This window comes from Bradyrhizobium sp. SZCCT0231, assembly GCF_018130245.1.
Taxonomy (GTDB): domain Bacteria; phylum Pseudomonadota; class Alphaproteobacteria; order Rhizobiales; family Xanthobacteraceae; genus Bradyrhizobium; species Bradyrhizobium japonicum_F.
Genome location: NZ_JAFCKP010000004.1, coordinates 203,859 through 230,006, shown reverse-complemented (window position 1 = coordinate 230,006; position 26,148 = coordinate 203,859). Strand labels below are relative to the sequence as shown.

General features: G+C 64.6%; 22 protein-coding genes. 6 read left to right on the top strand and 16 right to left on the bottom strand.

Annotated elements, in window-relative coordinates; translation table 11 throughout:
* Positions 1-287: 287 nt before the first annotated feature.
* The 4 genes from fabA to JQ566_RS14010 all read left to right on the top strand — a co-directional run bounded on the left by fabA (position 288) and on the right by JQ566_RS14010 (position 5,156).
* Positions 288-809, top strand: coding sequence for a bifunctional 3-hydroxydecanoyl-ACP dehydratase/trans-2-decenoyl-ACP isomerase (fabA, locus tag JQ566_RS14025; RefSeq protein WP_212372812.1), 522 nt, complete (start codon positions 288-290; stop codon positions 807-809).
* 41 nt (positions 810-850) lie between these two features.
* Positions 851-2,074, top strand: coding sequence for a beta-ketoacyl-ACP synthase I (gene fabB, locus JQ566_RS14020; RefSeq protein WP_212372811.1), 1,224 nt, complete (start codon positions 851-853; stop codon positions 2,072-2,074).
* A gap of 157 nt (positions 2,075-2,231) precedes the next feature.
* On the top strand, positions 2,232-3,029 hold the full coding sequence (fabI, locus tag JQ566_RS14015) for an enoyl-ACP reductase FabI (protein WP_212372810.1): 798 nt from the start codon (positions 2,232-2,234) through the stop codon (positions 3,027-3,029).
* 168 nt (positions 3,030-3,197) lie between these two features.
* Positions 3,198-5,156 (top strand): autotransporter family protein, encoded by a 1,959-nt coding sequence (locus JQ566_RS14010; protein WP_212373092.1) that lies wholly within the window; start codon positions 3,198-3,200, stop codon positions 5,154-5,156.
* 13 nt (positions 5,157-5,169) lie between these two features.
* Here JQ566_RS14010 and JQ566_RS14005 read toward each other — a convergent pair whose 3' ends face one another.
* The 5 genes from JQ566_RS14005 to JQ566_RS13985 form a co-directional block, all read right to left on the bottom strand.
* A complete protein-coding gene (locus JQ566_RS14005) occupies positions 5,170-5,766 on the bottom strand; it encodes a glutathione S-transferase family protein (protein ID WP_212372809.1) in 597 nt (198 codons plus the stop codon).
* Positions 5,767-5,881: 115 nt separating this feature from the next.
* Positions 5,882-6,841 carry a hypothetical protein gene (locus JQ566_RS14000; protein WP_249139450.1) on the bottom strand — a complete coding sequence of 320 codons (960 nt, stop codon included), beginning with the start codon at positions 6,839-6,841 and terminating at the stop codon, positions 5,882-5,884.
* Between the two features lie 6 nt (positions 6,842-6,847).
* Positions 6,848-7,684: a hypothetical protein gene (locus JQ566_RS13995; protein ID WP_212372808.1), complete on the bottom strand. Its 837-nt coding sequence runs from the start codon at positions 7,682-7,684 to the stop codon at positions 6,848-6,850.
* Between the two features lie 91 nt (positions 7,685-7,775).
* Positions 7,776-8,240 (bottom strand): GNAT family N-acetyltransferase, encoded by a 465-nt coding sequence (locus JQ566_RS13990; RefSeq protein WP_212372807.1) that lies wholly within the window; start codon positions 8,238-8,240, stop codon positions 7,776-7,778.
* Positions 8,241-8,247: 7 nt separating this feature from the next.
* Positions 8,248-9,174, bottom strand: a complete 927-nt coding sequence (locus JQ566_RS13985) for a hydrogen peroxide-inducible genes activator (protein WP_100235275.1) — start codon at positions 9,172-9,174, stop codon at positions 8,248-8,250.
* 113 nt (positions 9,175-9,287) lie between these two features.
* Here JQ566_RS13985 and katG point away from each other — a divergent pair, with 113 nt between their 5' ends.
* The gene (gene katG / locus JQ566_RS13980; protein WP_212372806.1) at positions 9,288-11,453 is read left to right on the top strand and encodes a catalase/peroxidase HPI; all 2,166 of its coding nucleotides are present in this window, start codon (positions 9,288-9,290) and stop codon (positions 11,451-11,453) included.
* A gap of 184 nt (positions 11,454-11,637) precedes the next feature.
* Here katG and pnp read toward each other — a convergent pair whose 3' ends face one another.
* The 8 genes from pnp to rimP form a co-directional block, all read right to left on the bottom strand.
* Positions 11,638-13,800, bottom strand: a complete 2,163-nt coding sequence (pnp, locus tag JQ566_RS13975) for a polyribonucleotide nucleotidyltransferase (RefSeq protein ID WP_212372805.1) — start codon at positions 13,798-13,800, stop codon at positions 11,638-11,640.
* A gap of 463 nt (positions 13,801-14,263) precedes the next feature.
* Complete coding sequence (gene rpsO / locus JQ566_RS13970; protein ID WP_008540131.1) at positions 14,264-14,533, bottom strand: 30S ribosomal protein S15; 270 nt, start codon at positions 14,531-14,533, stop codon at positions 14,264-14,266.
* A 2-nt stretch (positions 14,534-14,535) separates the two neighbouring features.
* On the bottom strand, positions 14,536-15,669 hold the full coding sequence (gene truB, locus JQ566_RS13965) for a tRNA pseudouridine(55) synthase TruB (protein ID WP_212372804.1): 1,134 nt from the start codon (positions 15,667-15,669) through the stop codon (positions 14,536-14,538).
* Positions 15,666-16,121: a 30S ribosome-binding factor RbfA gene (gene rbfA, locus JQ566_RS13960; protein WP_212372803.1), complete on the bottom strand. Its 456-nt coding sequence runs from the start codon at positions 16,119-16,121 to the stop codon at positions 15,666-15,668. Before rbfA ends, truB begins: the two co-directional genes overlap by 4 nt.
* Before the next feature lie 154 nt (positions 16,122-16,275).
* Entirely contained in the window at positions 16,276-18,957 is a 2,682-nt protein-coding gene (gene infB, locus JQ566_RS13955; protein WP_212372802.1) for a translation initiation factor IF-2, read from the bottom strand.
* 70 nt (positions 18,958-19,027) lie between these two features.
* Complete coding sequence (locus tag JQ566_RS13950) at positions 19,028-19,711, bottom strand: RNA-binding protein (RefSeq protein WP_212372801.1); 684 nt, start codon at positions 19,709-19,711, stop codon at positions 19,028-19,030.
* A gap of 23 nt (positions 19,712-19,734) precedes the next feature.
* Positions 19,735-21,345 carry a transcription termination factor NusA gene (gene nusA, locus JQ566_RS13945; protein ID WP_212372800.1) on the bottom strand — a complete coding sequence of 537 codons (1,611 nt, stop codon included), beginning with the start codon at positions 21,343-21,345 and terminating at the stop codon, positions 19,735-19,737.
* Positions 21,346-21,347: 2 nt separating this feature from the next.
* Positions 21,348-22,103, bottom strand: a complete 756-nt coding sequence (rimP, locus tag JQ566_RS13940; RefSeq protein WP_212372799.1) for a ribosome maturation factor RimP — start codon at positions 22,101-22,103, stop codon at positions 21,348-21,350.
* Positions 22,104-22,473: 370 nt separating this feature from the next.
* Here rimP and JQ566_RS13935 point away from each other — a divergent pair, with 370 nt between their 5' ends.
* Positions 22,474-23,556: a DUF2336 domain-containing protein gene (locus JQ566_RS13935; protein WP_212372798.1), complete on the top strand. Its 1,083-nt coding sequence runs from the start codon at positions 22,474-22,476 to the stop codon at positions 23,554-23,556.
* A gap of 75 nt (positions 23,557-23,631) precedes the next feature.
* On the opposite strand, the gene trmB is transcribed toward JQ566_RS13935, so the two are convergent.
* The 3 genes from trmB to JQ566_RS13920 form a co-directional block, all read right to left on the bottom strand.
* Positions 23,632-24,342, bottom strand: coding sequence for a tRNA (guanosine(46)-N7)-methyltransferase TrmB (trmB, locus tag JQ566_RS13930; protein ID WP_212372797.1), 711 nt, complete (start codon positions 24,340-24,342; stop codon positions 23,632-23,634).
* Positions 24,339-25,496, bottom strand: a complete 1,158-nt coding sequence (locus JQ566_RS13925; RefSeq protein ID WP_212372796.1) for a M20 family metallopeptidase — start codon at positions 25,494-25,496, stop codon at positions 24,339-24,341. Before JQ566_RS13925 ends, trmB begins: the two co-directional genes overlap by 4 nt.
* A gap of 85 nt (positions 25,497-25,581) precedes the next feature.
* Positions 25,582-25,995 carry a helix-turn-helix domain-containing protein gene (locus JQ566_RS13920; protein WP_183248336.1) on the bottom strand — a complete coding sequence of 138 codons (414 nt, stop codon included), beginning with the start codon at positions 25,993-25,995 and terminating at the stop codon, positions 25,582-25,584.
* Positions 25,996-26,148: the final 153 nt, after the last annotated feature.

The following is a 26,148-nucleotide window of genomic DNA, read 5'->3' as shown; positions in this document are numbered from 1 at the left end:
AGTTTCTCGCAACTAGAGAGGTTCTAATCAGGCTTGGAACCGCCCGGGGAGCGCGTCATTTTAACTTCATGGATGCGCTTTGCCACCCGAAATAGCCTGTGTTAGAGAGCGCGCGGTTCCGCTCAGCCGATTTTGGCGCAGCCGGGCATGAAAGCTTGGGGCGCAGTCCATTCGGGGCTTGCGCGAGTCGCGGCCGGCGGTGGCAATTGGCGTTGCTCCCCGATCGAGACGGGGCCCATTTCGCCAAAAAAACGCCGCTCAACCGGGATTTGAACAGAGGCTCGTGAATGCTGAACAGGCGCAACGGTTACGAATACGAAGATCTGCTGGCCTGTGCCCGCGGCGAGATGTTCGGCCCGGGCAATGCCCAGCTGCCGCTGCCGCCGATGCTGATGTTCGATCGCATCACCGATATCAACGACAATGGCGGCGAGTTCGGCAAGGGCCTGGTGCGCGCCGAGCTCGACGTGAAGCCCGACCTCTGGTTCTTCGGCTGCCACTTCAAGAACGATCCCGTCATGCCCGGGTGCCTCGGCCTGGATGCGCTGTGGCAAATGGTCGGCTTTTATCTGGGCTGGACCGGCGGCGAAGGTCGCGGTCGCGCGCTCGGCCTGAACGAGCTGAAGTTCAGCGGCCAGGTGCTGCCCGAGGCCCGCAAGGTTGTGTACAACGTCGACATCAAGCGCGTGATGCGGTCAAAGCTGGTGCTCGGTATCGCCGACGGGTGGCTTTCGGTCGATGACCAGATTATCTATCGCGCCAAGGATCTGAAGGTCGGCCTGTTCAAGCAGGGCACGAGCCTGGGCTGAGGCGCATCACCAAGAGAGACAACGATTTAGGCGAGGCTGTCATGAGGCGGGTTGTGGTCACCGGGATGGGCATTGTCTCGTCCATCGGAAACAACACCCAGGAAGTGCTTGCGAGCCTTCACGAGGCGAAATCGGGCATTTCGCGGGCTGAGAAATATGCCGAGCTCGGCTTCCGTTCGCAGGTGCAAGGTGAGCCGACGCTCGATCCCTCGACCGTGGTCGACCGCCGCGCGATGCGTTTCCTCGGCCAGGGTGCGGCGTGGAATCACATCGCGATGGAGCAGGCGATTCAGGATGCCGGCTTGTCGCCTGACGAGGTCTCCAACATCCGCACCGGCATCATCATGGGCTCCGGCGGTCCCTCGGCGCGCACCATCGTCGAAGCCGCCGACATCACCCGCTCCAAGGGACCGAAGCGCGTCGGCCCGTTTGCGGTGCCGAAGGCGATGTCCTCGACCGCCTCCGCGACGCTTGCGACCTGGTTCAAGATCAAGGGCGTGAACTATTCGATCTCCTCGGCCTGCGCGACGTCGAACCATTGTGTCGGCAATGCCTATGAGACCATCCAGATCGGCAAGCAGGACGTCATCTTCGCCGGCGGCTGCGAGGAGCTGGACTGGTCGCTGTCGGTGCTGTTCGACGCCATGGGCGCGATGTCCTCGAAGTACAACGACACGCCGGCCACGGCCTCGCGTCCCTACGACCTCAATCGCGATGGCTTCGTCATCGCCGGCGGCGCCGGCGTGCTGGTGCTGGAAGAGCTCGAGCATGCCAAGGCGCGCGGCGCGCGCATCTATGGCGAGATCGTCGGCTACGGCGCGACGTCGGATGGTCACGACATGGTCGCGCCATCAGGCGAAGGCGCCGAGCGCTGCATGCGCATGGCGATGTCGACGGTGAAGACCAAGGTCGACTACATCAATCCGCATGCGACCTCGACACCGGCCGGCGATCCGCCGGAGATCGAGGCGATCCGAAGAGTGTTCGGCGTCGGCGAGAAGTGCCCGCCGATCTCGGCGACCAAGGCGCTGACCGGCCACTCGCTGGGCGCCACCGGCGTGCAGGAGGCGATCTATTCGCTGCTGATGATGAACAACGGCTTCATCTGCGAGAGCGCGCATATCCAGGAGCTCGACCCTGTCTTCGCCGACATGCCGATCGTGCGCAAGCGCATCGACAACGCCAAGATCGGCACCGTGCTGTCGAACTCGTTCGGCTTCGGCGGCACCAACGCCACGCTGGTGTTCAGCCGGCTGGATGCGTGAGGCCAGCACTCTGTCATGCCCCGCCTAGTGCGCAATTGCGCACGGGGGCGGGGCATCCAGTACGCCGCGGCTTCTCGACTTATAACGAACGTCTCTGGAATACTGGATCGCCCGCCTGCGCGGGCGATGACCCCGGAATAGTGGGAGTAAAGAGGCAATGGAAGGACTGATGAAAGGCAAGCGCGGTCTGATCATGGGCATCGCCAATGATCATTCCATCGCCTGGGGCATGGCGAGGACGCTGCATGCCCACGGCGCCGAGCTCGCCTTCACCTTCCAGGGCGAGGCCCTCGGCAAGCGCGTCAAGCCGCTGGCGGAGCAGCTTGGCGTGGATCTGGTGCTGCCTTGCGACGTCGAGGACATCGCCAGCGTCGATGCGACCTTCGCAGTGCTTCGCGAGAAATGGGGCCGGCTCGACTTCGTGATCCACGCGATCGGCTTTGCCGACAAGAACGAGCTGAAGGGCCGCTACGCCGACACCAGCCGCGAGAATTTTTCGCGCACCATGGTGATCTCCTGCTTCTCGTTCACGGAGGTCGCAAAGCGCGCCGCCGAGCTGATGACGGAAGGCGGCAGCATGATCACGTTGACCTTCGGCGCCTCGGAGCGCGCGATGCCGAACTACAACGTGATGGGCGTGGCCAAGGCGGCGCTGGAAGCCTCCGTGCGCTATCTCGCCGCCGATTTCGGACCGCGCGGCATCCGCGTCAACGCGATCTCCGCCGGCCCCATCCGCACGCTCGCCGGCTCCGGGATCGGCGAGGCGCGGGCGATGTTCGCCTTCATGCAGAAGCATTCGCCGCTCCGCCGCGGCGTCACGCTGGACGAGCTCGGCGGCTCGGCGCTGTATCTGTTGTCGGATCTCTCCGGCGGCGTGACCGGCGAGATCCATTATGTGGATTCCGGCTACAACATCATCCTGATGCCGAGGCCGGACGACCTGAAGGCGGAATGAGACGCGCGGCCGATTGAGGTCGTGACGTTTTCTCCCCCACGATCATGGGGCAGACTCAGCCACGAGATCGTGCTTCATCCGCCCCGGGGCGCTGGGTGAATGGCGCGTCGCGCGGTTTTGGGAGTGACGATCTTGCCGAGTGGGCAGGCGATCTGGCGCGCAGGTGCGATGGCATCGGCCGTCGGCGCCGTGTTGCTCTGCGGCAGCCCTCGGGCCCTGGCGCAATCGGCGGTCTGGGATTCGACCCTCTCCAACACGAACTGGTACGTACCGACGCCGCAGCTGCTGGCCTATGCCGCGCCGAGGACCGGCTTTTCCAATCCGATCCCGATCGGCGACCAGACGCTGTGGTCGCTCGCGACCGCGACGAACGGCTCCTTCACCGGCACGAGCGTGGCACAGCTCAAGATCGGGCCCGCGCTCCTGACCGACACCTCGACCATCCAGGGCTTCGTCACGACCTCGGGCCAGATCACGATGCTGTTCACGCCGACCTCGGGCGGCGCTGCGACGGTCGGCCTTGGCCACATGAGGACCGTTGGCGGCGTGACCTCGATGGAGATGCAGATGATCACGGGCGACAGCGTGCTCGTCACTCATTGGGCTTACATGCTTCCTTACGATCCCGCGACCTTCACGCCGCCCGCTTCGCAGCCCGTTCCTGCCAACTCCGTGCCGCAATGGGCGTGGACGTCAGGCACGCCGTGGCGGATCACCAGCAACGCCTTGTTCGGCACGTCGGCGCCCGGGCGCTTCGTCATCACGAACTACCAGAATGGATATTTCTGGGGTGCCGGAGTGGCGCCCGCAGGCAGCAGCGCCGCCAATTTCACCCTGCTGGGCTCGGTGACGCCGGAGGGCAACGTGCTCTTCAACACGCTCTCGCGCGGCACGCTCGCCAGCCTCTACGGCACGGCCAGCGGCGATGCATCGGGCGCGCAGATGCTGGTCAGCACCTATGATCTCTCTGGCAATCCGACCGGCGGCATCGCCTATCTGTCATTGGTGCGGCCGTACGCCGAGACGCTTCAGGCGCAGAACAGCCGTGCCGGGTTAGGCGCGGCCGATATCCTCTACCGCCTGTCTGCGACGTCGCTTGGCTGGACCGGCAGCATGGCCACCGGTTTCACGGCGCTGGACAATCTCAGCGGCTCCGGTCTCGTCAACGCAGTCAACCAGACTTTGCCTGTTCTCACCGGTGCGGCATCGCAGGCGACCTACGCCACGCAGCGAATGTTTCAGCAAGCGATGACGGGACGACTGGACGACGTTCTCGGACTGAACACGGACGTCACACCTGAACGGAATGTCTGGATGAAGCCGCTCGGCGGCAGTATCCGGCAAGGCAGCGTCGACGGCGTCCCCGGCTACAATGCCTCCGGTGGCGGCATGGCCGTCGGTGCGGACGCGATGGTCTCCGCGCGCGCGATGCTCGGCGGCGTGTTCGCTTATTCCCATCAATCCATCACCGGAAGCGAGGACGCGGTCCCGAACCGGCTTGCCATCGACTCATATCAGGCGGGGCTTTACGGCGCCTATGCGCTCGGCCACGGCGTCCAGGTCGACGGCCAGATCGACGGCGCGTTGAACGACAATGGCGAGAGCCGCTCGCTCAGCTTCATCAACGGCACGGCCGGCGCCGGCTATCGATCCTACAGCGGCCATGCGGGCGCCGGCATCCGCAAGCTGATCCCGATCGAGCCGGGACTTGCGATCGCGCCGTCGCTGCGGCTGGACTATGGCAAGGTTCGCTCGCCCGCTTATCAGGAAGGCGGCGCGGGCGGCTTCAGCCTCAACGTGGATTCGCAAACCTATCGCGAGCTGACGCTCACGGCGGGACTGAAGGGCGCCTATAGGATCGCGAAGCAGGTCCATCTCACCGGCGATGTCGGCGTCGGTTACAACACGCTGAACCAGGGACTGCAGATCAAATCCGCGTTTGCCGGCGGCGGCGACAGCTTCGTCACCAACGGTCTTGCGTTGTCGCCGTGGATCTACTCGACCGCGCTGGGCCTCGTCGCGGCGGACGGCAAAGGCTTCGATCTCGGCATCCGCTATGGCGTTGCGGCGACATCCTCCGGACTGCTTCACCAGTCCGGACTGGCCGTCCTCAAGATCAGGCTGTAGGCGGCGGGCTGCTTCATCCCGCCGCGATCTTCTCCGCGCGCTGGAACGCCGGCCGTGCCATGCAGCGCGCCAGATAGGCGTCGAAGGCCGGACGCGACGGCACCATCTTGAACAGGCGTACCGCGAAGTTCAGGCCTGAGCCGACGGTGATGTCGGCTGCGGAAAATTCCTCGCCGAGAATCCAAGGTCCCTTCGCGAGCGCGGCCTCCAGCACGTCGAACACCTGGGTCGCGCTGCCCCAGGCCGCGGTCGAGGTCGGGATCTCGATCTTGGTGAAGATCTGGATGATGGCGGGCTCGATGCAGCCCGGCGAGAAGAACAGCCATTGCAGATAGCGCGCGCGGCGCGGGTCGGTCACAGCGGGCGCGAGCTTGGTCTCGGGATAGCGATCGGCAATGTAAGCACAGATCGCGGCGGCTTCGCCGAGCGCGGCATCGCCGTCGGTCAGCGCCGGCACCTTGCCCATCGGATTGATCTTCAGATAGTCCGGCGCCTTCTGCGCGCCGGTCGAGATGTCGGTCAGCACGCGCTCATAGGGCAGGCCGCTCTCTTCCATCAGCCAGAGCGTCGTGAACGAGCGCGAGCGGGGCGACCAATAGAGCTTGATCATGGAAGTGGACCTTTCATCGGCGCGAAGTGGGCCGGCGCAATTCATCGCGCTTTTGCCGCGCATTCGCAACGCACCACGCCTAGGCAGAAGGCAAGCGGCGTGAACGACATGTGGGTCAACGTTCTTTGGTGTCGCTTTGACGCGCTGCTGGTCGAACCTCGAGCATGAACGGAAGCGTTTTGTCCAGGCTTTCCGCCAGCATGGCGCGCACGCCGTCGCGCAGTGCGGGATTGTCGGCGGCATCTTCAGGGCGCGTTGGAAACGTTTCTGCGGGTAGTTCGCGATAGGGGCCGCTGATTTGCCTGCCCAGAAGCCTCTGCACCACCAGGGAATGATGCACGTTGATCAGCGCAGAGCTCTGTCTGACAACGGAGAAGTCGCGTCCGTCAAAGATGCGGATAAACGCCAGGGCATAAAGATAGATGCGACGCCCTAGCACTACATCCTGGTTGAGGATGCCGAACCCGCGGATCGTATAATTCGATGTCCCGATAGGGCTGATTGAATTGAGGATCTGGATGTAGTGCCGGCAATTCGTTCCTTTCACGACCTCGCGCATGTATCCGGCCAGCTCCGCGTTGAGATCGCGGAATAACCTGTCCTTCAATGTGTCCTTGGACTCATCGCGGGGAGGAAATTTCGCCGGGTTGTAGGGGATTCTCAGAACGGACACGCCGGCAGGGATCGCCGCGCGAGTCCGCGCGAAGATCAGATCGTTGAGCCCCCAGCCCGGGATCGGGATCACCATCTTCTTGTTCTGGAATACGGTGAGGCCGGTCGTCAGCACGGTGAACTCATCGCCGGTGGTGACCACGACACCGAAGCCGCACGAGCCGCCGGCCACGGGAGCGGGCTTGCCCGTCGCTTCACGCCTCGTAGTCGACTTGCTTTTGGCTTGCTTGACGGCCGGTCCTGCCGTCTGCGTCCCTGGTGGTCCCGATTTGGTCTGCGCCGAAGCAGATGTCGAAAAGCACCACAGGACAGCCGCAACGACGACCAACCGGGCCAGAACGTCAAATGCGGCCCGGTCGCAGGAAGCGGACGAGCGGTATTCTTTGTCGCGTCCCGTCGCCAAGGGTGCTTACTCGCCCTTGATGTATGCGGGTAGATACTTGTCCAGCTGGGCCGTGAGCAGGCTGCGTGTGCTGTCACGCAGCAATGCACTGTTGGTCACCTGTTCAGGAGTCTTGGGAAACTCGAGATTGTTGAGGATTTGCATATTGTCGTTCTTGTTGGAAAAACTCGAAGCAAGCACATCTCCGAAGCTCCGGGTGGGCGCTCGATGGATGTCGAAAGTCCGTCCGTCAAAAACGTTGATACGGAAATAGGCAACCACGACGCCGCGCCCGGAAGGGCTCGCCCAATTCTTATAGACCCCGAGGCCCTCGATTGACTGATTGGTGCCATCAACCGAAACGCGGGCTTTCGTGGCTACGACGTAGCGTTCGCAATTTGCAGTTCCGGCGATCTGCCGCACCAGGGCCGTCAGGTCGTCGCGGTCATTGCGGAACAGTTTAGCTTCCGGATGATAGTAAGGCTTGAAAGCTCCGCTTGCGTAAGCGATTTTTCGGACAGCCGTGCCGGGAGCCGCGGCTCGAACCTTCGCGACGAACAGATCATCGATGCCCCACGTCTCGATCGGCGCCTCCAAATACTCGTTGCCGAACATCGTAAGGCCGACATGTTGCACCGAGAAACGGTCTCCGATCGCGGAAATGACGCCGATCTGACACGGGCCGCTCTCCGCCGCGACAGGCTGTTGTGCAGCCGGTTTGGCCTTCGGCGCTGCCTTCTTGACCGCCGGCTTGGCCGGCGCCGCAGTCCGAGCGGGAGGCGCTGCGGGTGTTGGAGGAGTTTGCGCGACTGCCGAGGTCCAAATGGACGAGAGCACGATCAGCGAGACTGCAATGCGGAGCATGGATTCCGGGAGATCAGAGGCAGGAGGTCATCGGTCTCGCCACACTAGGTGGGGATCGTGACAACCGCAAGCTGCAGCCGGAGATCGCTATCTATTCGCCGGGCCGCTGCCGCTTCCACCGGTAGTATTTCATCACGAAGCCGTTCGACGGTTCGAGCTCTTCGTTCTCGAACACAAAACCTTCGCGTTCGTACCAGCGCCAGGCCTTTTCGTTCTCGCGGACGCAGCGCAGACAGATTTCGTCGGGCAGCTGCGTGCGGGTGAAGGCGAGCAGCTGCCGCCCGAGCGATCGGCCCTGATAGTCGGGCGCGACGAAGAGCATGTCGAGATAGAGCTTTGGCAGATGCAGCGCCAGCATCGCAGCGATGGTGCCGTTGTCGTCGGCGACGAACAGGCTCCAGCCGCTCTCGATCTCGCGCCTGATGCGCGCACGCAAATTGGCCAGGAGGAAGTCGCTCGCTTCGGCAAGCCCGGTCGAGACCCAGCTCTCCATCCAGACACGGCCGACCTCGTCATATTCATCCGCGCGGGCGGGACGGATGATCGGATCCGACATGCGCCGCTCAAGCCCGCTGGCTGCGCACGGATTGCCGCGCGCGCACCTTGCCGGCCGACAGGCACACCACCTCGGAAATCTGCAGCAGCTGCCGCGCCAGCGGGCTGGTCTTGCGCCAGACCATGCCGATGGTGCGCGACGGCTCGGGGTCGCGGAAGCGCGCCAGCGAGACCGAGGCCGATCGCGTCTCCACCGGCACCGCCATCTCCGGGATCAAGGTGACACCGATGCCGGCGCTGACCATCTGCACCAGTGTCGACAGTGAATTGGCATCCAGCATCTCGCGCGGCGGCGCCGATTGCATGTTGCAGAAGGAGAGCGCCTGGTCGCGGAAGCAGTGCCCCTCCTCGAGCAGCAGCAGCCGCATCTCGCGCATCATCTCGCGCGACGGCACCGGTGTGCCTTCATCCGCGCCCGGCCGCACCAGCAAAAATTTCTCCTCGAACAGCGCGACCTCGGTGAGCGAGGGCTCGGACACCGGCAACGCCACGATGGCGGTGTCGAGCCGTCCCTCCACCAGTTCCTGGATCAGCCGCGGCGTCATGGTCTCGCGCACGCGGATGTCGAGCTCCGGATGCATGCGCGTGAGATTCTTGGTGATCTTGGGCAGCAGGTAAGGCGCGATGGTCGGGATCATGCCGATGCGCAGGCGGCCGGCGAAGCGGTCCTGCGACGCCCGCGCGAAATCGCCGAGCTCGTCGACCGAGCGCAGGATGTCGCGAACCCGCTGGGCGAGCTCCTCGCCGAACCGGGTCAGCGCGACCTGCCGCGCGCTCCGCTCCAGCAGCAGGCCGCCGAGCGTCTCCTCCAGCTCCTTGATCTGCATCGACAGGGCCGGTTGCGAGATCGAGCAGGATTCAGCCGCACGGCCGAAATGGCCGTGGCGCGCCAGCGCATCGAAGTACCGGAGCTGGCGCAGCGTCAGATTTATCATAAGAAAATCCTATCGCAGCGATCATTAAAGTCAACTTCCCCTGATAGGAGGCGGCGCTTAGAGTGGTTCTACCTGGTCAATGGCGCCGTCGGACGCCACCAGAGGAGGTAATCATGGATGACACTTCGAAGTGCCCGTTTTCGGGCGGAAAACCCACGCGCGTGAACCGCGACTGGTGGCCAACCCAGCTCAGCATCGAGATGCTGCACAAGAATTCCGACCTGTCCGACCCGATGGGCAAGGAGTTCGACTACGCCAAGGAATTCAAGTCGCTGGACCTGAACGCGGTCATCAAGGACCTGACCGCCCTGATGACGGATTCGCAGGAATGGTGGCCCGCCGACTTCGGCCACTATGGCGGCCTCATGATCCGCATGGCCTGGCACAGCGCGGGCACCTACCGCATCACCGACGGCCGCGGTGGCGCCGGCGCCGGTCAGCAGCGTTTCGCGCCGCTCAACAGCTGGCCTGACAACGCCAACCTCGACAAGGCCCGCCGGCTGCTCTGGCCGATCAAGCAGAAATACGGCCGCAAGCTCTCCTGGGCCGATTTGATGGTGCTCGCCGGCAACGTCGCGCTGGAATCGATGGGCTTCAAGACCTTCGGTTTCGCCGGTGGCCGCGCCGACGTCTGGGAGCCGGAAGAGCTCTATTGGGGTCCGGAAGGCACCTGGCTCGGCGATGAGCGCTACAGCGGCGAACGCCAGCTCGCCGAGCCGCTCGGCGCGGTGCAGATGGGCCTCATCTACGTCAATCCGGAAGGTCCGAACGGCAAGCCGGATCCGATCGCCGCGGCCAAGGACATCCGCGAGACCTTCGCCCGCATGGCGATGAATGACGAAGAGACCGTCGCGCTGATCGCCGGCGGCCACACCTTCGGCAAGACCCATGGCGCGGGCGATCCCTCGCTGGTCGGTCCGGAGCCGGAAGCGGGCGCGCTGGAGGATCAGGGCCTCGGCTGGAAGAGCAAGCACGCTTCGGGCATCGCGGGCGATGCCATCACCAGCGGTATCGAGGTGACCTGGACGACGACGCCGACGAAGTGGAGCAACAACTTCTTCGAGAACCTGTTCAAGTACGAATGGGAGCTGACGAAGAGCCCCGGCGGCGCGAACCAGTGGACGGCCAAGGGCGCCGACGCGATCATTCCCGATGCCTTCGACAAGTCGAAGAAGCATCGGCCGACCATGCTGACGACGGACCTGTCGCTGCGTATGGATCCGGCCTACGAGAAGATCTCGCGCCGCTTCCTCGAAAACCCCGATCAGTTCGCGGATGCCTTCGCCCGCGCCTGGTTCAAGCTGACCCATCGCGACATGGGTCCGATCCAGCGTTATCTCGGACCGCTGGTGCCGAAGGAAGCACTGATCTGGCAGGATCGGATTCCGGCAGTGGATCACGAGCTGGCCAACGAGCAGGACATCGCCGCGTTGAAGACGAAGATCCTGGCCTCGGGCCTCTCGGTCTCCGAGCTGGTCTCGACCGCCTGGGCGTCGGCCTCGACGTTCCGCGGCTCGGACAAGCGCGGCGGCGCCAACGGCGCGCGCATCCGACTTGCCCCGCAGAAGGACTGGGACGTGAACCAGCCGGCCCAGCTCGCCAAGGTGCTCGGCAAGCTCGAAGCGATCCAGAAGGACTTCAACGCGTCGTCCGGCGCGAAGAAGGTCTCGCTTGCGGATCTGATCGTGCTCGGCGGCACCGCCGCGGTCGAGAAGGCCGCCAAGGATGCCGGCGTCGACGTCAAGGTCGGCTTCACGCCGGGCCGCATGGATGCCTCGCAGGAGCAGACCGACGCGGAGTCCTTCGCGCCGCTGGAGCCGCGGGCCGATGGCTTCCGCAACTACATCGGCAAGAAGCATCAGTTCCTGCAGCAGGAAGAAGCCCTCATCGACCGCGCGCAGCTGCTCAAGCTTACCGGGCCTGAATTGACCGTTCTGGTCGGTGGCCTGCGCGTGCTCGGCGCCAATGCGAACGGTTCGAAGCACGGCGTCCTCACCGCGAAGGTGGGAACGCTGAGCAACGACTTCTTCGTCAACCTGCTCGACATGAGCGCGCAGTGGACGCCGGTCGCTGACGGCACCTACGAGGCACGCGACCGCAAGACCAACGCGGTGAAGTGGACCGGCACCCGCGCCGATCTCATCTTCGGCGCGCACTCGCAGCTCCGCGCCTTCGCCGAGGTCTATGCGACCTCGGACGCCAAGGAGAAGTTCGTCAAGGACTTCGCCAAGGCCTGGACCAAGGTGATGAACCTCGACCGCTACGATCTCGCGGCGTGAGTGTGCCACCTCTCCCGCTTGCGGGAGAGGTGGCTCCGTAGCCCGGATGGAGCGCAGCGCAATCCGGGACGCCGGTCCCGCATTCCGCTTCGCTTCATGCGGGCTACGGTTGATCGACAAAACGGCCCAAACAAAAAGGGCGGCCTTTCGGCCGCCCTTCGTTTTTCTGGACTGTCGCGAGACCCTACTCGCCGGCCGCTTCGCGCGGGGCCTTCTCGCCCTCGGCGGCCTTGTCCTTGGCCTCGAGGTCCTCGCCGGTGGTCTGGTCGACCACCTTCATCGACAGGCGGGTCTTGCCGCGATCGTCGAAGCCGAGCAGCTTGACCTTGACCTTGTCGCCTTCCTTGACGACGTCGGAGGTCTTCTGCACGCGCGCCGAAGCGAGCTGGCTGATGTGGACGAGGCCGTCCTTGGAGCCGAAGAAGTTCACGAAGGCGCCGAACTCCATCACCTTGACGACGGTGCCGTCATAGATCTGGCCGACTTCCGGCTCGGACGCGATCGACTTGATCCACTTGATCGCGGCCTTCATGGCCTCGCCGTCGCTGGAGGCCACCTTCACGGTGCCGTCGTCCTCGATGTTGACCTTGGCGCCGGTCTTTTCGACGATCTCGCGGATCACCTTGCCGCCGGTGCCGATCACTTCGCGGATCTTGTCGGTCGGGATCTTGAAGGTCTCGATGCGCGGTGCGTATTCGCCGAGCTCGGCGCGGGCGTTGGTGAGCGCCTTGGCCATCTCGCCGAGGATGTGGATGCGGCCTTCCTTGGCCTGGCCAAGGGCGACGCGCATGATCTCCTCGGTGATGCCCTCGATCTTGATGTCCATCTGGAGCGAGGTGATGCCCGCTTCCGTACCGGCCACCTTGAAGTCCATGTCGCCGAGATGATCCTCGTCACCGAGGATGTCCGAGAGCACCGCGTAGCGCTTGTCTTCGAGGATCAGGCCCATCGCGATGCCCGCGGTCGGCCGCTTCATCGGCACGCCGGCGTCCATCAGCGCGAGCGAGGCGCCGCAGACCGAAGCCATCGACGAGGAGCCGTTGGATTCGGTGATCTCCGAGACCACGCGCACCGTGTAGGGGAACTCGTGATGCGGCGGCAGCACCGGATGGATCGCGCGCCAGGCCAGCTTGCCGTGGCCGATCTCGCGGCGCTTGGTGCCGCCGAGGCGGCCGGTCTCGCCGACCGAATAGGGCGGGAAGTTGTAGTGCAGCAGGAACGTTTCCTTGTACGTCCCCGACAGCGCGTCGATGTACTGCTCGTCCTCGCCGGTGCCGAGCGTGGTCACGACCATCGCCTGGGTCTCGCCGCGGGTGAACAGCGCCGAGCCGTGGGCGCGGGGCAGCACGCCGACCTCGGCGATGATGTTGCGCACGGTCTTGACGTCGCGGCCGTCGATGCGCTTGCCGGTGTCCAGGATGTTCCAGCGAACGATCTTGGCTTCGAGCTCCTTGAACACGGCGGCGACGCGGAGCTTGTCGTATTTCGGCTCTTGCCCTTCGGGGAAGTAGTGGGCGATCACCTTTTCCTTGACCTTGCCGACCGCGGCGTAGCGATCCTGCTTGACCGGAATGGCGTAGGCGGCGCGCAGCTCCTGCTCGACGAGGCCGAGCATCTCCTTCTCGAGCGCGGCGTTGTCGATCGCGGTGACTTCGCGCGGCTCCTTGGCGGCCTTCTCGGCGAGCTCGATGATCGCGTTGATCACCGGTTGGAAGTGGCGGTGACCGAACATCACCGCGCCGAGCATGATGTCTTCGTTCAGCTCCTTGGCTTCCGATTCCACCATCAGCACGGCGTCGGCGGTGCCGGCGACGACCAGGTCGAGCTGGGTGTCGACCATCTCGTCGAGCGTCGGGTTGAGGATGAACTCGTCATTGGCGAAGCCGACGCGCGCAGCGCCGATCGGGCCCTTGAATGGAGCGCCGGAGAGCGTCAGCGCAGCCGACGATGCCACCAGCGCGACGATGTCAGGATCGTTCTCCATGTCGTGCGACAGCACGGTGACGATCACCTGGGTCTCGTTGCGCCAGCCGTCGACGAACAGCGGGCGGATCGGACGGTCGATCAGGCGGGAGACCAGCGTCTCCTTCTCGGTCGGACGGCCCTCGCGCTTGAAATAGCCGCCGGGAATGCGGCCCGCAGCGTAGGTCTTCTCCTGGTAGTCGACGGTCAGCGGCAGGAAGTCGACGCCTTCGCGCGGCGCCTTCGCCGCGACGACGGTGGCGAGCACCACGGTCTCGCCATAGGTGGCGATGACGGCACCGTCGGCCTGACGGGCGATCTTGCCGGTTTCGAGCTTGAGTGGGCGTCCGCCCCAGTCGATCTCGACTGAATGCTTATTGAACATGGAGGTCTTCTTTCATGGGTTCTCGAAAGAAGGGACGGCTCTCGAAAAACAAAAACCATGCGCAAGATTGCGGGGCGCTGATCGGAGCGGATGATCAGCGTCCTGCGATCCTGCCATGGTTTTTGGATGTCGGATGGCGTCCATCCTTTCGGGTCATACGGGCGCCTTGCCCGTTGTGCCCAGCCGCCGGATTGCTGCTGGACTGTCAGTCGGCACGAACGCGAACACCGAACCGCGGTCTTCGCTCTTCATGCCCGGATGCGAATCGTCACTCAAGCATGATCCGGAAAAGTGCGAAGCGGTTTTCCGAAAAGATCATGCTCAAACAACAATCCAAAGTGCGCTTCTTATCGCGCTTTGGGCCCGCATCCGACGCGCACGCAGCCTCGATCAAAAAGCTTTAAGGAAGCGCTTTCGTTCGAAACCACGCGCGAAAACGCGCGCCAGTGGCGCGCGCAGGAACTTAACGACGAATGTTGTGCTTCTCGAGCAGCGCCTTGTACCGCGCCTCGTCCTTCTTCTTGAGATAGTCGAGGAGCGAGCGGCGGGTGGAGACCAGCTTCAAGAGGCCGCGACGCGAATGGTTGTCCTTCACGTGGGTCTTGAAATGGTTGGTGAGGTTGTTGATGCGTTCCGACAGGATCGCGACCTGAACCTCGGGCGAGCCGGTGTCGCCGGCCTTGGTGGCATTCGTCTTGATGACTTCCGCTTTGCGTTCCGCGGCAATCGACATCGTCAATTTCTCTCGTTGCGACCGGGGCTGGCAGTCAGGCCGGTCAGGTTGAACACACGCTTGGGGATGATTTCGCCATTGCCAACTTCGGCAAGCGCCAAAAGACGGCCTGCCACCGTGACATAGACTGTGCCGCTACAAGTGGGCGCATCCCGTCCGCGCAACAAAACGGCCTGGCCCCGATGGAGCCTTGCCGCATCAGCCCGAGTGACGGCCAGTGCCGGGATGTCGTCCAGCGCGGTCTCAACGGGCAAAAGCGCGTCGGCGAGGCTGCCCTCGCCGGACGCGGCTCTATCGCACAAAGCCTCCAGCTGATCCAGCGGAATCATGTCGTTTTCGCCAAATGGGCCGACCAGGGTCCGCCGCAGCGCGCAGATATGGCCGTAAGTGCCGAGAATCCGGCCCATATCGCGGGCCAGCGCCCGGACATAGGTGCCCTTGCCGCATTCGGCCTCGAATACGGCCCGGTCGTTATCTGGTTGATCCACAAGGGTTAAATGGTGAATCTCGACCGGGCGTGGCGCCAGTTCCACGACCTCGCCGTCGCGGGCGAGATCATAGGCGCGTTCGCCCTGGACCTTGATCGCGGAATAGCGCGGCGGGATCTGCTCGATCACACCGGTGAAGCGGGGCAGCAGGGCCAGGATCGCCTCCCGGGTCGGGCGCTGGTCGGAGGTCGCCGTCACCCGGCCCTCGATATCGTCGGTGTCGCGCTCCTCGCCCCAGCACACCGTGAACTGGTAGCGCTTGCGGCCGTCCATCACGAAGGGGACGGTCTTGGTGGCCTCACCGAGCGCGATCGGCAGCCCGCCCGAGGCGAGCGGATCGAGCGTGCCGGCGTGGCCGGCGCGCTTGGCGTTGAACAGGCGCTTGAGCACGGCGACCGCCTGTGTCGAGGTCATGCCGATCGGCTTGTCGAGCACGACCCAGCCATGGACGTCGCGGCGGTCGCGGCGAGGCTGGTTGCCCTTCTGCTGCTTGGCGCGCGGATCGTTGTTGACGCGGCGCGGCTCCTGATGCGGCTGAGAATTGCCGCCCATGCCCGCAAAATTATCGTCCGCAAAATTGTCCTTCTGCACATCGCGCTGATCGGCGCCGTTGCCGTCGATCGTGCCGTGAGCCGGGTCCATCGTCATTGCTCTTCTTCCCGATCCGAAGCCGGATTCTGTTCCAGATCCTTGTCCAGGTCTTTGTCCAAGTCCTTCTGCACCGCAGGTGTTCGCAAAAGTTTCTCGATCCGTTCCGCCTCGTCGAATCGCTCATCGACGCGGAAGCGAATGTCAGGTGCAAATTTCAGGTTAACGCGCCGCGCGACCTCGCCGCGCAGGAATTTCTTGTTGCGCTCGAGCGCCGCGATCACGATCTCGGTGTCGCGGCCACCGAGCGGCATCACGTAGACCGTCGCGAGCTTCAGGTCGGGCGACATCCGCACCTCCGGCACGGTGATGATGTGACCTTCGAGATCCGCATCATGCACGTTGCCTTGCGCCAGAATATCGGCCATCGCGTGGCGAACCTGCTCGCCGACGCGCAACTGGCGCTGCGAGCCGCCGGGCGCGGAACTCTTCTTCTGATGATGGCGTGGCATTTTTCGAAAATCACCTCGTCATGCCCGGGCCTGGGGCACGGGCATTGTCATTTGTCCTGTTGAAACGAAGTGGGGTGGATGGCCGGAAAAAACCGGCCATCGCACTCCGCAATTTCAGCTCAAAAAGATCCGAACGCTTCGGTAAGATTTGGACTTACAGGGAGCGCTGGATCGTCTCCACGCGGTAACACTCGATCACGTCACCGGCACGCATGTCGTGATAGTTCTCGAAGGCCATGCCGCATTCCTGGCCGGACTGGACTTCCTTCACTTCGTCCTTGAAGCGCTTGAGCGTCGACAGCTTGCCTTCATGCACGACGACGTTGTCGCGGATCAGGCGCACATTGGCGCCGCGTTCCACGGTGCCGTCGGTGACGCGGCAGCCGGCGACCTTGCCGACCTTGGAGATGTTGAAGATCTCCAGGATCTCGGCATTGCCCAGCATGGTTTCGCGCAAGGTCGGCGCGAGCAGACCGCTCATCGCTTTCTTCACGTCGTCCACGAGGTCGTAGATGATGTTGTAGTAGCGGATTTCGATGCCGTTGCGCTTGGCGGCCGCAGCGGCTTCCTTGTTGGCACGAACCGAGAAGCCGATGATCGCGGCGTTGAAGCCTTCGGCCAGCGTCACGTCGGATTCCGAGATGCCGCCGACGCCGGCATGCAGGATGCGGGCGGCGACTTCGTCGGTACCGAGCTTCTCCAGCGAGCCGAGGATGGCTTCCAGCGAGCCCTGCACGTCGGCCTTGACGATCAGCGGGAATTCCTTGCGGCCCGCCGTCTTCAATTGCGACATCATCTGCTCGAGCGAGCCGCGCATGCCGGAGATCGAAGCTGCCGCGTTCTCGCGCTTCTGGTGCGCACGGTAGCTGGTGACCTGGCGGGCGCGGGCTTCGTTCTCGACCACCGCGAGACGATCGCCGGCCTCCGGCGGACCGTTGAAGCCGAGCACTTCGACCGGCACCGAGGGACCCGCCTCCTGCACCGTCTCGCCCTGATCGGAGATCAGCGCGCGGACACGGCCCATTTCGGCGCCGGCGACGATGATGTCTCCGACGCGGAGCGTGCCGCGCTGCACCAGCACGGTCGCGACCGGACCCCGGCCGCGATCGAGCTTGGCCTCGATCACGGTGCCTTCGGCCGGACGCTGCGAATTGGTCTTCAGGTCGAGGAGTTCGGCCTGGAGCGCGATCATCTCGAGCAGCTTGTCGAGATTGGTCTTGTTCTTGGCGGACACCTCGACGTCGACGACCTCGCCGCCGAAGGACTCCACCTGCACCTCGTGCTGGAGCAGCTCGGTGCGCACGCGCTCGGGCTTGGCGTCGGGCTTGTCGATCTTGTTGATGGCAACGATGATCGGCACCCGCGCCGCCTTGGCGTGGTTGATGGCTTCGACCGTCTGCGGCATGACGCCGTCGTCGGCCGCGACCACCAGCACGACGATGTCGGTGACCTTGGCGCCGCGGGCGCGCATCGCGGTGAACGCGGCGTGGCCGGGCGTGTCGATGAAGGTGATCTTCTTGCCGCTTTCGGGCGACACCACCTGATAGGCGCCGATGTGCTGGGTGATGCCGCCGGCTTCGCCCGAGACGACGTTGGCGTGGCGGAGCGCATCGAGCAGCGACGTCTTGCCGTGATCGACGTGACCCATCACGGTCACGACCGGCGAGCGCGTCTCGGTGTCGGTGGAATCGTCGACGGTGTCGAACAGGCCTTCCTCGACGTCAGATGCGGCAACGCGCTTGACGGTGTGGCCCAATTCTTCGGCGATCAGCTGCGCGGTGTCGGCGTCGATCACGTCGGTGATCTTGTGCATCGCGCCCTGCTTCATCAGCATGCGGATGACATCGACCGCGCGCTCGGCCATGCGGTTGGCGAGCTCCTGGATGGTGATCGCTTCCGGAATGACCACTTCGCGAATGAGCTTTTCCTTCGGCTCGTTGGAGGCATGGCCCTTCAGGCGCTGGGTGCGGCGGCGGAACGAGGCGATCGAGCGCTCGCGCACCTCGTCGGCGTTGAGCGCGGTGACGACGGTCAGGCGGCCGCGCTCCTTCTGCGGGCCGGGCTTGTGGGTGGTCTTGGGGGCTGCCGCGGGACGCGCGGCGCCGCCGGGACCGCGACGGATCTGGCGCGGCGCCTCATCGTCTTCCGGTTCGGCCGCAACTGCGGGGCCGCGACCTGCCGGCCCAGCCGGCCGCTGCGCGGTCGTCGTTGCAGGACGCGCCGTCGTGGTTCCCGGGCGTGCCGTGGTGGTGCCGGGCCGCGGCGCAGGAGCGGTCGGTGCCGCGGTCGCGGGACGCGCGGCGGCCGGCTGCTCGCCTTCCCCGAAACGCTTCTTGGCCTCGGTCTCGGCCTTTCGCTTGGCTTCGTCCTCGTGGCGATGGCGCTCTTCCTCGGCCTTGCGACGGGCTTCGGCGGCTTCGCGCTCGGCGCGTTCGGCGGCCTCGCGGACGGCGCGGCGCTGGGCCTCTTCCTCGGCCTGGCGGCGTTCCTCGACTTCGCGCAGCTTGGCATCGGCCAGCGCGCTGGCGCGAGCCGAACGCTCGTCCTCGGTCAGGGTGCGCAGCACCACGCCGGAACCGGCGTTGCGAGGCGGGGGCGGAACCGGACGCGACGGCGCCGCGGGTGCGGCCGGCGCGGGCTTTGCAGTCACTTCGGGCGCGTGCGGCTCGGGCCCGTCGCCAATGCGGCGCTTGCCGCGCTTCTCGACCACGACCTGCTTGCTGCGGCCATGGCTGAAGCTCTGGCGCACGGTCCCCGTTTCGACGCGCGGCTTGAGCGATAGCGTCTTGCTCGGAACGCTCAGCTTCTTGTCGCCAGGGGTCTTGGTATCAACCATTCAGCAGTCCTAATCCTGATTTATCAGTGTTGTGCGTTGCCGCACCGTCCTATTGGGTCGTCGTTGTCTCTCAGAAATCCTGGCCGGGCTTTTCGGCAGTCTTGTCATCGTCCGCCATCCGGTATCGGACCAGCATCTGGCTACGTGACAGGAATGACTTGCTCGCCGGGCCCGCGAGCAGGGCAGCATGTATCACATTTGACCGGGTCAGTGCCAAATCCAATTCTATCGATTTCAGTGCGGTGACGACGGGAATCTGCGGCTGAGGGCCGTGATTTCCGGCATTTTGACGTGCCAGCATGTCCAATTTGCGGATTCCGTCCGCGGCCCCGTCGCTGGCATGGATCAGGACCTCGACCGTGCCTTCCCGAAGGGCGCTCTCGACCTTGCCGAAGCCGATCACGACCTGGCCCGCCTTGGCGGCGATCCCAAGGGCTTCCGTCACGCTCCGGACCAGGAGCGCCTCGATATCGGTGGGAAGCGTCTGAGGAATGCGCAGGTCGCGCTTGAAGGCCTTGCTGAATTGGTGACGCCGCACGGCTTCCGCAACCACCTTGCGTGAGGCGGTGATCCACATGCCCCGTCCGGGCAGCTTGCGCTTGAGATCGGGAACTATGTCGCCTTGCGGCGAGACGACGAAGCGGATCAGCTCGTCGATCGGCCGGACCTCCCGATTGACCGCGCACATGCGCATGGTCGCGGACCTTTCGGTCCGCGGCCCATGGTCGAGTTCGGGGTCAGTATCGGTGAGCATCCGGGCGACATTCTCCTTCGCCCTTAAGCCGGCTGATCTTCGGTCGCCTCAGCCTCTAAAGCAGGCTTGGCGAGATCGGCCTCGGTGATCCAGCCGGCCTTGACGCGGGCCTGCATGATCATCGCCTCGGCATCGTCACGGGAGATGTCGATGCCGTCGAGCGCACCCGCATATTTGGTCTGCTCGCCGCCTTCCTTGCGCTCGGTCCAGCCGACCAGATCGTCGGTGGCGCAGCCGGCGAGGTCGTCGACGGTCTTGATGTCGTTCTCGCCGAACTTCACCAGCATCTTCGAGGTCACGCCGGGCACGTCCTTGAGCGCGTCCTCGACGCCGAGCTCCTTGCGCCGGGCCTCGAGCTCGGCTTCCTGCTGCTCCAGATATTCGCGGGCGCGGTTCTGCAGCTCCTGCGCGGTCTCCTCGTCGAAACCCTCGATGCCGGCGAGTTCCTTGACGTCCACCATCGCGAGTTCCTCGACCGAGGTGAAGCCCTCGGACGCCAGCAGCTGGCCGACCACTTCGTCGACGTTGAGCGATTCCATGAAGACGCGGGTGGAGTTCTCGAAGTCGGCCTGGCGGCGCTCCGATTCCTCCTGCTCGGTCAGGATGTCGATATCCCAGCCGGTGAGCTGCGAGGCCAGGCGCACGTTCTGGCCGCGGCGGCCGATCGCCAGCGAGAGCTGGTTGTTGGTGTCGGGCACCACGACCTCGATGCGCTCGCGGTCTTCGTCGATGACGACCTTGGAGACTTCCGCAGGCGCCAGCGCGTTGACCACGAAGGTCGCGATGTCGGGCGACCAGGGAATGATGTCGATCTTCTCGCCCTGCAGCTCGTTCACCACCGCCTGCACGCGCGAGCCGCGCATGCCGACGCAGGCGCCGACCGGATCGACCGAGGAATCGCGGGAAATCACGCCGATCTTCGCGCGCGAGCCCGGATCGCGGGCCACCGCCTTGATCTCGACGATGCCGTCATAGATCTCCGGCACTTCCTGGGCGAACAGCTTTGCCATGAACTGCGGATGGGTGCGGGAGAGGAAGATCTGCGGGCCTCTCGTCTCGCGACGGACATCGAAGATGTAGGCGCGGACGCGGTCGCCGTTGCGGAATACTTCGCGCGGCAGCATCTCGTCGCGACGGATGATGGCTTCACCGCGGCCGAGATCGACGATCACGCTGCCATATTCGACCCGCTTGACGACGCCGTTGACGATGTCGCCGATGCGGTCCTTGAATTCCTGGTACTGCCGGTCGCGCTCGGCCTCGCGCACCTTCTGCACGATCACCTGCTTGGCCGATTGCGCGGCGATGCGGCCATATTCCAGCGGCGGCAGGGTGTCGGCGATGGTGTCGCCGACCTGGGCGCCGGGATTGGCGCGCTGCGCGTCGACCAGCGAGATCTGGTTGGAGTGATTCTCGACCTTGTCGACCACCAGCATGTGGCGCGACAGCCGCAGCTCGCCCTTCTTCGGGTCGATCTCGGCATGCACGTCAGTCTCGCTGCCGTAACGGGCCCTGGCGGCCTTGGCGATGGCGTCCTCCATCGCCGCGATGACGATGCCGCGGTCGATCGATTTTTCGCGTGCGACGGCGTCCGCGATCTGAAGCAATTCAAGTCGGTTGGCGCTGACTGCCATGGCTAGTCTCCTTGGTCAGGCTCGGTCTCGCCGCGCCGCGCGCGTTCGGCGGCAAGGCGATGTTTCTTCGTGTTGGTCGGGGCCGGCTTCTTCTTCGGCTTGGTGTTCTTGGTGGTCTTCTCGCTGACCTTGGCGTGCGGCGCCTGTGGCGGCTCGAGACCGAGATTGCGGCGCATCTCGCGCGCCTCGGCCTTGCCGCGGCGCATGGATTCGGCGATCAGCTCGTCGGTCAGCACCAGCCGGGCCTCGCCGATATCCTCCATGGTCAGGAGAACGTCGGGATCATCGCCCGCCTTGACGTCGTCGCGATGCAGATGCACGCGATCGCCCTCGACCGCGCCGAGCGTGCCGCGGAAGCGCTTCCGCCCCTCATGCGCGACCGCCATCTCGATCCTTACCAGATGCCCGGAATAGCGCTGGAAATCGGAGCGGCGCACCAGCGGGCGGTCGATGCCCGGCGAGGAGATCTCCAGCCGGTAGGCGCGATCGATGGGATCGGCGACGTCGAGCACGGGCGACAGTGCCCGCGAGATCGCCTCGCAATCCTCGATCTGCATCGAGCCGTCCGGCCGCTCGGCCATGATCTGCACGGTGCAGCCGGCCTCCCCGGAAATGCGGATCCGCACCAGGCGGTAGCCCATGCCCTGGAGCACGGGAGCTGCCACCGCGGACACCCGTGCCGCGACGCCAGGCTCGACCACGAGCCGCGGCTCGGCCAGCAATTCGGCATCCATGGAACCAGGGTTCGGTTCGGTCATGTCCAGGGTCAGGGCGCTCGTTGGTTAAGGCTTGGGTTAAGGCTTGGTTACGACGTCAAAGCCCGTTTCGGAACTTTCCCGACAGCGCGTCGGGCCGCATCTCCCGCCAAGCCGCGTTCAGGTAATAAAAAAGAGCGGGTCCTTGCGGGCCCACTCTCACTACGCGGATCGTATGAGAAGATGAATTGGCGCAGATATAGCGCTTTCTCCATTCCCGGACAAGGCCCATTGCAGCGGGAACGGGGCCTTTTTACGCCGATCTGCGGACCCTGCTCAACGCTTCCTTCATCAAGCAGGCCTAAATTCCCGGATTGTGGGGCGGCTTGAACCAAGGGCGCACCCGCGGCGTGCCCCGTTCGAGTTGCGTTTCATGACCGTTGCCACGTCGCTCATTCCTGGACTGGACGATATCGTAAAACGCGGCGATCCGCGGCGACGCGGCGAGATCGCGCGGGCCATCGCCCAGTTGTTCTTCCAGGATGCGGACAAGCTCCGCCCCGAGCTGATCGATCTCTTCGACAATCTCCTGATCGATCTCGTCCCGCATGCCGAGCTCGCATCGCGCATCGATCTGGCCGAGCGCTTCTCGTGCCTGAACAACGCGCCGCCGCACCTGGTCAATCAGCTCGCGCGCGAAAACGAGATCATGGTGGCCGGTCCCGTGCTGCGCCGCTCGCCCGTGCTCGACGACGCGGCTCTGGTCGAGATCGCGCGTCTGAAAGGCCAGGGCCATCTCCTGGCGATGACGGAGCGCCCCGCTTTGTCTCCCGTCGTCACCGACGTGCTGGTCGAGCGCGGCGATCGCGACGTGGTGCGCCGCGCCGCAGGCAATGCCGGTGCGGTGTTCTCGCCGAGCAGCTACTCCGAGATGATCAAGCGCGCGGCGCAGGACGGCGTCCTGACGCTCAGGATCGGCCAGCGCAACGATCTTTCCGGCGAGCACCTGAAGCAGCTGCTCGACGGGACGCTCGACGTCATCCGCCGTCGCCTCTCCACCGTGGTCAATCCCGCGCGCCAGGTCGAGATCAAGCGTGCGATGGCGGCGATCGAGGAGGCCGCGCTGCCGCCGGGGCCGCGCCGCGATTTTTCGGGCGCGCAGCGCACCGTGCTGGCCTTGCATCGCGAGGGCCATCTCGGCGAGAGCGCGCTGCTCGGCTTCGCCAAGGCGCACAAATACGAGGAATCGATCGCCGCGCTCTCGGCGATGTCAGGCGTTCGCCTCTCGGTTCTCGACCGCCTCATCGCGGGCGATCGCTACGATCCGCTTCTGATCTTGGGCCGTGTGCTGAACCTCGGCTGGCCCACGGTGCGCGCGCTCATCCTGCTCTGGTACGGTCCGCACCGCACGCCGGCCGATGCCGACATCGAGGCCGCGCGCCTGAACTTCACGCGCCTGATGCCGGCAACCGCCGAACGCGTCGTGAATTTCTGGCGCAACCGGCAGACGATTTAATCAAAGTCCAAGTCTGCGTCGTCATGGCCGGGACAAGCCCGGCCATGACGATCGCGGATGGGGCTCACGAGAAATCTACACCCGCCTGAACCGCAAGTAAGCCGTCTTGCGTCCCTCGCGCGCGGCCTTTCGGCCGTAGCGCGTCATGGTGTAGCCCGGCCATGGCTGCCTGAAATCGTCGGCGCGTTCGGCAAGCCAGACGAAGTCCTGCGAGCGCGAAAGATGCGACAGCGTCCAGGCGCAGTAATCGTCGATGTCGCAGACGAAACGGAACTCGCCGCCGCTCCTGAGCACGCGCGCCATTGCGGCGATCGTCCTGTCCTGGACGAAGCGCCGCTTCCAGTGCCGCCGCTTCGGCCAGGGATCCGGATGGATCAGGTCGATCCGCGACAGCGAAGCCTTCGGCAGCCACGCCAGCAGCTCGGCGGCATCGCCCGCGAACAGGCGGATGTTGCCGATGTTGGCGGCCTCGATCTGTGCGAGGATCTTTGCCATGCCGTTGACATAGGGCTCGCAGCCGATGAAGCCGATGGCAGGGAAGTTTTGGGCCTCGGCCGCAAGGTGCTCGCCGCCGCCGAAGCCGATCTCGAGCCTGACATCTTCGGCTGCGGGCTCGAAGATTTCGCGGGCGTCCGCCGGCGCCTCGCCGTCGATGTTGAGGGCAAGATGCGGCAGCAGCTGCTCGATCAACCCGGCCTGGTGTTGCCTGAGCTTGTGACCCTTGCGGCGTCCGAAGAAGGCGCGCTCGCTGTCCTCGCGATCGGGGTCTGACTTACGTTCGCTCATCGCAGCGTCTGATACAGGCGATGGAGCAGCCGCGCGCGCGGCGCGAGCGAGGAAACATAGAGCTGCTCATAATGGGTGTGCGCGCCCTTGCCGTCGACGCCGAGCCCGTCGAGCGTCGCGGTGTGCGCGGCGGTGAAATTGCCGTCCGAGCCGCCGCCGGTGTGGGTGTCGATCAGCTCGAAGCCGATCTCGCCGGCGAGCGCCTTCGCATGCTCGTACAGCGAGGCGCCTGCATTGCTCTTCTCGTAAGGCGGTCGATTGAGTTCGCCTGTGACCGTGACGGTGACGCCGTCCGTCTTCGATGTCAGGGCGAGAATCTTGCCGGCGAACTCGTCTGCGTCCTCGAGGCTCACGACGCGCAGATCGACTTCGGCGTAAGCCTGTTCCGGCGTGACGTTGGGGCGCGTGCCTCCGCGCACCACGCCGACATTGACGGTGACGCCGCGCGTCAGATCGTTCATCCCTTCCAGCGTCAGGATGACGTTGCCGAGCTCGCGGACGGCGCTGCGGCCGTCTTCGGGCCGGGAGCCGGCATGCGCCGGCACGCCTTTGATGAACACCTGGAAGCGTCCGACGCCCTTGCGTCCGGTGACGATCTTGCCGCCGTCACGCGCCGGTTCGGTCACCAGCACGTATTTGGCCTTGCGTCCCTCCCGCTCGATCAGCGCGCGAGAGGTGGGGCTGCCGATCTCCTCGTCGGAGGTGAACAGGTGCGTGATGCCGAGCGGCGAGCGATCGGCCGTCGCACAAAGCGCGCGAAAGGCGTGATGGGCGATGTAGGCGCCGCCCTTCATGTCGTAGATGCCGGGACCGAACGCGACGTCGCCTTCGACCTTGAACGGCAGGCGCTCGATGAAACCGATGGGGTGAACGGTATCGAGGTGGCTCAGCACCAGGATGCCTGGCCGATCCTGCCCCCAATTCGTGCGCGCCACGAGATGATCGCCGCAGCCATCCACGCCGGCGATGCGCTCGAGCGTGACAGGCAGGTCGCGATATTGCTCCGCGACCACGGAGACCAGCTTGTTGACCTGTTCAGGTGCTTCCGTCGGCGTCTCGATCTCCACCCAGCGGCGGATGCCATCGAGAATAGTTTGTGAATCGAACCAATTGGGGCCGGTCATGGACGCATCTGTGCCTTTGAATCGCATCATCGAAGCGGACGCGCATCAAGGCGCGGTCGTAAATGACGACATAGGACAGATCTGGCGCAGTCTCAAATCGCCATGGACATGCGCTTCAGCGCTTGTCGGGGCCCTCGCGGGCCGCAATCTGCTCGACGAGATCGACGATCGAGCGGCGCATCTTCGAATCGGTGATTCGCGTGAATGCCTTGGTCAAGGCGAGCCCTTCGGAGGTCGCGAGAAAGTCCGAGACGTAAGAGGGCGAGGCGCCTTCGCTGAAGCCATTCGGACCCGGCACGCCGCTCGGGCCGCCCTCGAACAGGAAGGACACCGGCACCTGGAGAATCTCGGCAATTTGCTGGATGCGGCTCGCGCCGACCCGGTTGGTGCCCTTCTCGTATTTCTGAATCTGCTGGAAAGTCAGGCCCAAAGCTTCACCGAGCTTTTCCTGGCTCATGCCCAACATGATGCGGCGCATACGCACGCGGCTGCCGACATATTTGTCAACAGGGTTGGGCGCTTTCGACATTTCCTCAGCCCTCCAAACATCACCTTCGGCGCAATGATCAAGCATGCCTCGGGTGCAACATCGCAAAATCAAACCCTGTTATTGGGAAACATTGCGGAGAAATTTAGCAACGCACCGCTGTCTTTCGCAGCCGGTGCAGAATGGGGAGCCCGC

What these genes read in the sequence shown, in the direction of transcription:
- pnp (WP_212372805.1), bottom strand. Translation starts at nt 13,800, where the DNA reads ATGTTCAATAAGCATTCAGTCGAGATCGACTGGGGCGGACGCCCACTC.
- trmB (WP_212372797.1), bottom strand. Translation starts at nt 24,342, where the DNA reads ATGAGCGAACGTAAGTCAGACCCCGATCGCGAGGACAGCGAGCGCGCC.
- rpsO (WP_008540131.1), bottom strand. Translation starts at nt 14,533, where the DNA reads ATGTCGATTGCCGCGGAACGCAAAGCGGAAGTCATCAAGACGAATGCC.
- JQ566_RS13935 (WP_212372798.1), top strand. Translation starts at nt 22,474, where the DNA reads ATGACCGTTGCCACGTCGCTCATTCCTGGACTGGACGATATCGTAAAA.
- nusA (WP_212372800.1), bottom strand. Translation starts at nt 21,345, where the DNA reads ATGGCAGTCAGCGCCAACCGACTTGAATTGCTTCAGATCGCGGACGCC.
- JQ566_RS13985 (WP_100235275.1), bottom strand. Translation starts at nt 9,174, where the DNA reads ATGATAAATCTGACGCTGCGCCAGCTCCGGTACTTCGATGCGCTGGCG.
- JQ566_RS13920 (WP_183248336.1), bottom strand. Translation starts at nt 25,995, where the DNA reads ATGTCGAAAGCGCCCAACCCTGTTGACAAATATGTCGGCAGCCGCGTG.
- JQ566_RS13990 (WP_212372807.1), bottom strand. Translation starts at nt 8,240, where the DNA reads ATGTCGGATCCGATCATCCGTCCCGCCCGCGCGGATGAATATGACGAG.
- rimP (WP_212372799.1), bottom strand. Translation starts at nt 22,103, where the DNA reads ATGACCGAACCGAACCCTGGTTCCATGGATGCCGAATTGCTGGCCGAG.
- rbfA (WP_212372803.1), bottom strand. Translation starts at nt 16,121, where the DNA reads ATGCCACGCCATCATCAGAAGAAGAGTTCCGCGCCCGGCGGCTCGCAG.
- fabA (WP_212372812.1), top strand. Translation starts at nt 288, where the DNA reads ATGCTGAACAGGCGCAACGGTTACGAATACGAAGATCTGCTGGCCTGT.
- JQ566_RS14005 (WP_212372809.1), bottom strand. Translation starts at nt 5,766, where the DNA reads ATGATCAAGCTCTATTGGTCGCCCCGCTCGCGCTCGTTCACGACGCTC.
- infB (WP_212372802.1), bottom strand. Translation starts at nt 18,957, where the DNA reads ATGGTTGATACCAAGACCCCTGGCGACAAGAAGCTGAGCGTTCCGAGC.
- katG (WP_212372806.1), top strand. Translation starts at nt 9,288, where the DNA reads ATGGATGACACTTCGAAGTGCCCGTTTTCGGGCGGAAAACCCACGCGC.
- JQ566_RS13995 (WP_212372808.1), bottom strand. Translation starts at nt 7,684, where the DNA reads ATGCTCCGCATTGCAGTCTCGCTGATCGTGCTCTCGTCCATTTGGACC.
- JQ566_RS13925 (WP_212372796.1), bottom strand. Translation starts at nt 25,496, where the DNA reads ATGATGCGATTCAAAGGCACAGATGCGTCCATGACCGGCCCCAATTGG.
- fabI (WP_212372810.1), top strand. Translation starts at nt 2,232, where the DNA reads ATGGAAGGACTGATGAAAGGCAAGCGCGGTCTGATCATGGGCATCGCC.
- truB (WP_212372804.1), bottom strand. Translation starts at nt 15,669, where the DNA reads ATGACGATGGACCCGGCTCACGGCACGATCGACGGCAACGGCGCCGAT.
- JQ566_RS13950 (WP_212372801.1), bottom strand. Translation starts at nt 19,711, where the DNA reads ATGCTCACCGATACTGACCCCGAACTCGACCATGGGCCGCGGACCGAA.
- fabB (WP_212372811.1), top strand. Translation starts at nt 851, where the DNA reads ATGAGGCGGGTTGTGGTCACCGGGATGGGCATTGTCTCGTCCATCGGA.
- JQ566_RS14010 (WP_212373092.1), top strand. Translation starts at nt 3,198, where the DNA reads ATGGCATCGGCCGTCGGCGCCGTGTTGCTCTGCGGCAGCCCTCGGGCC.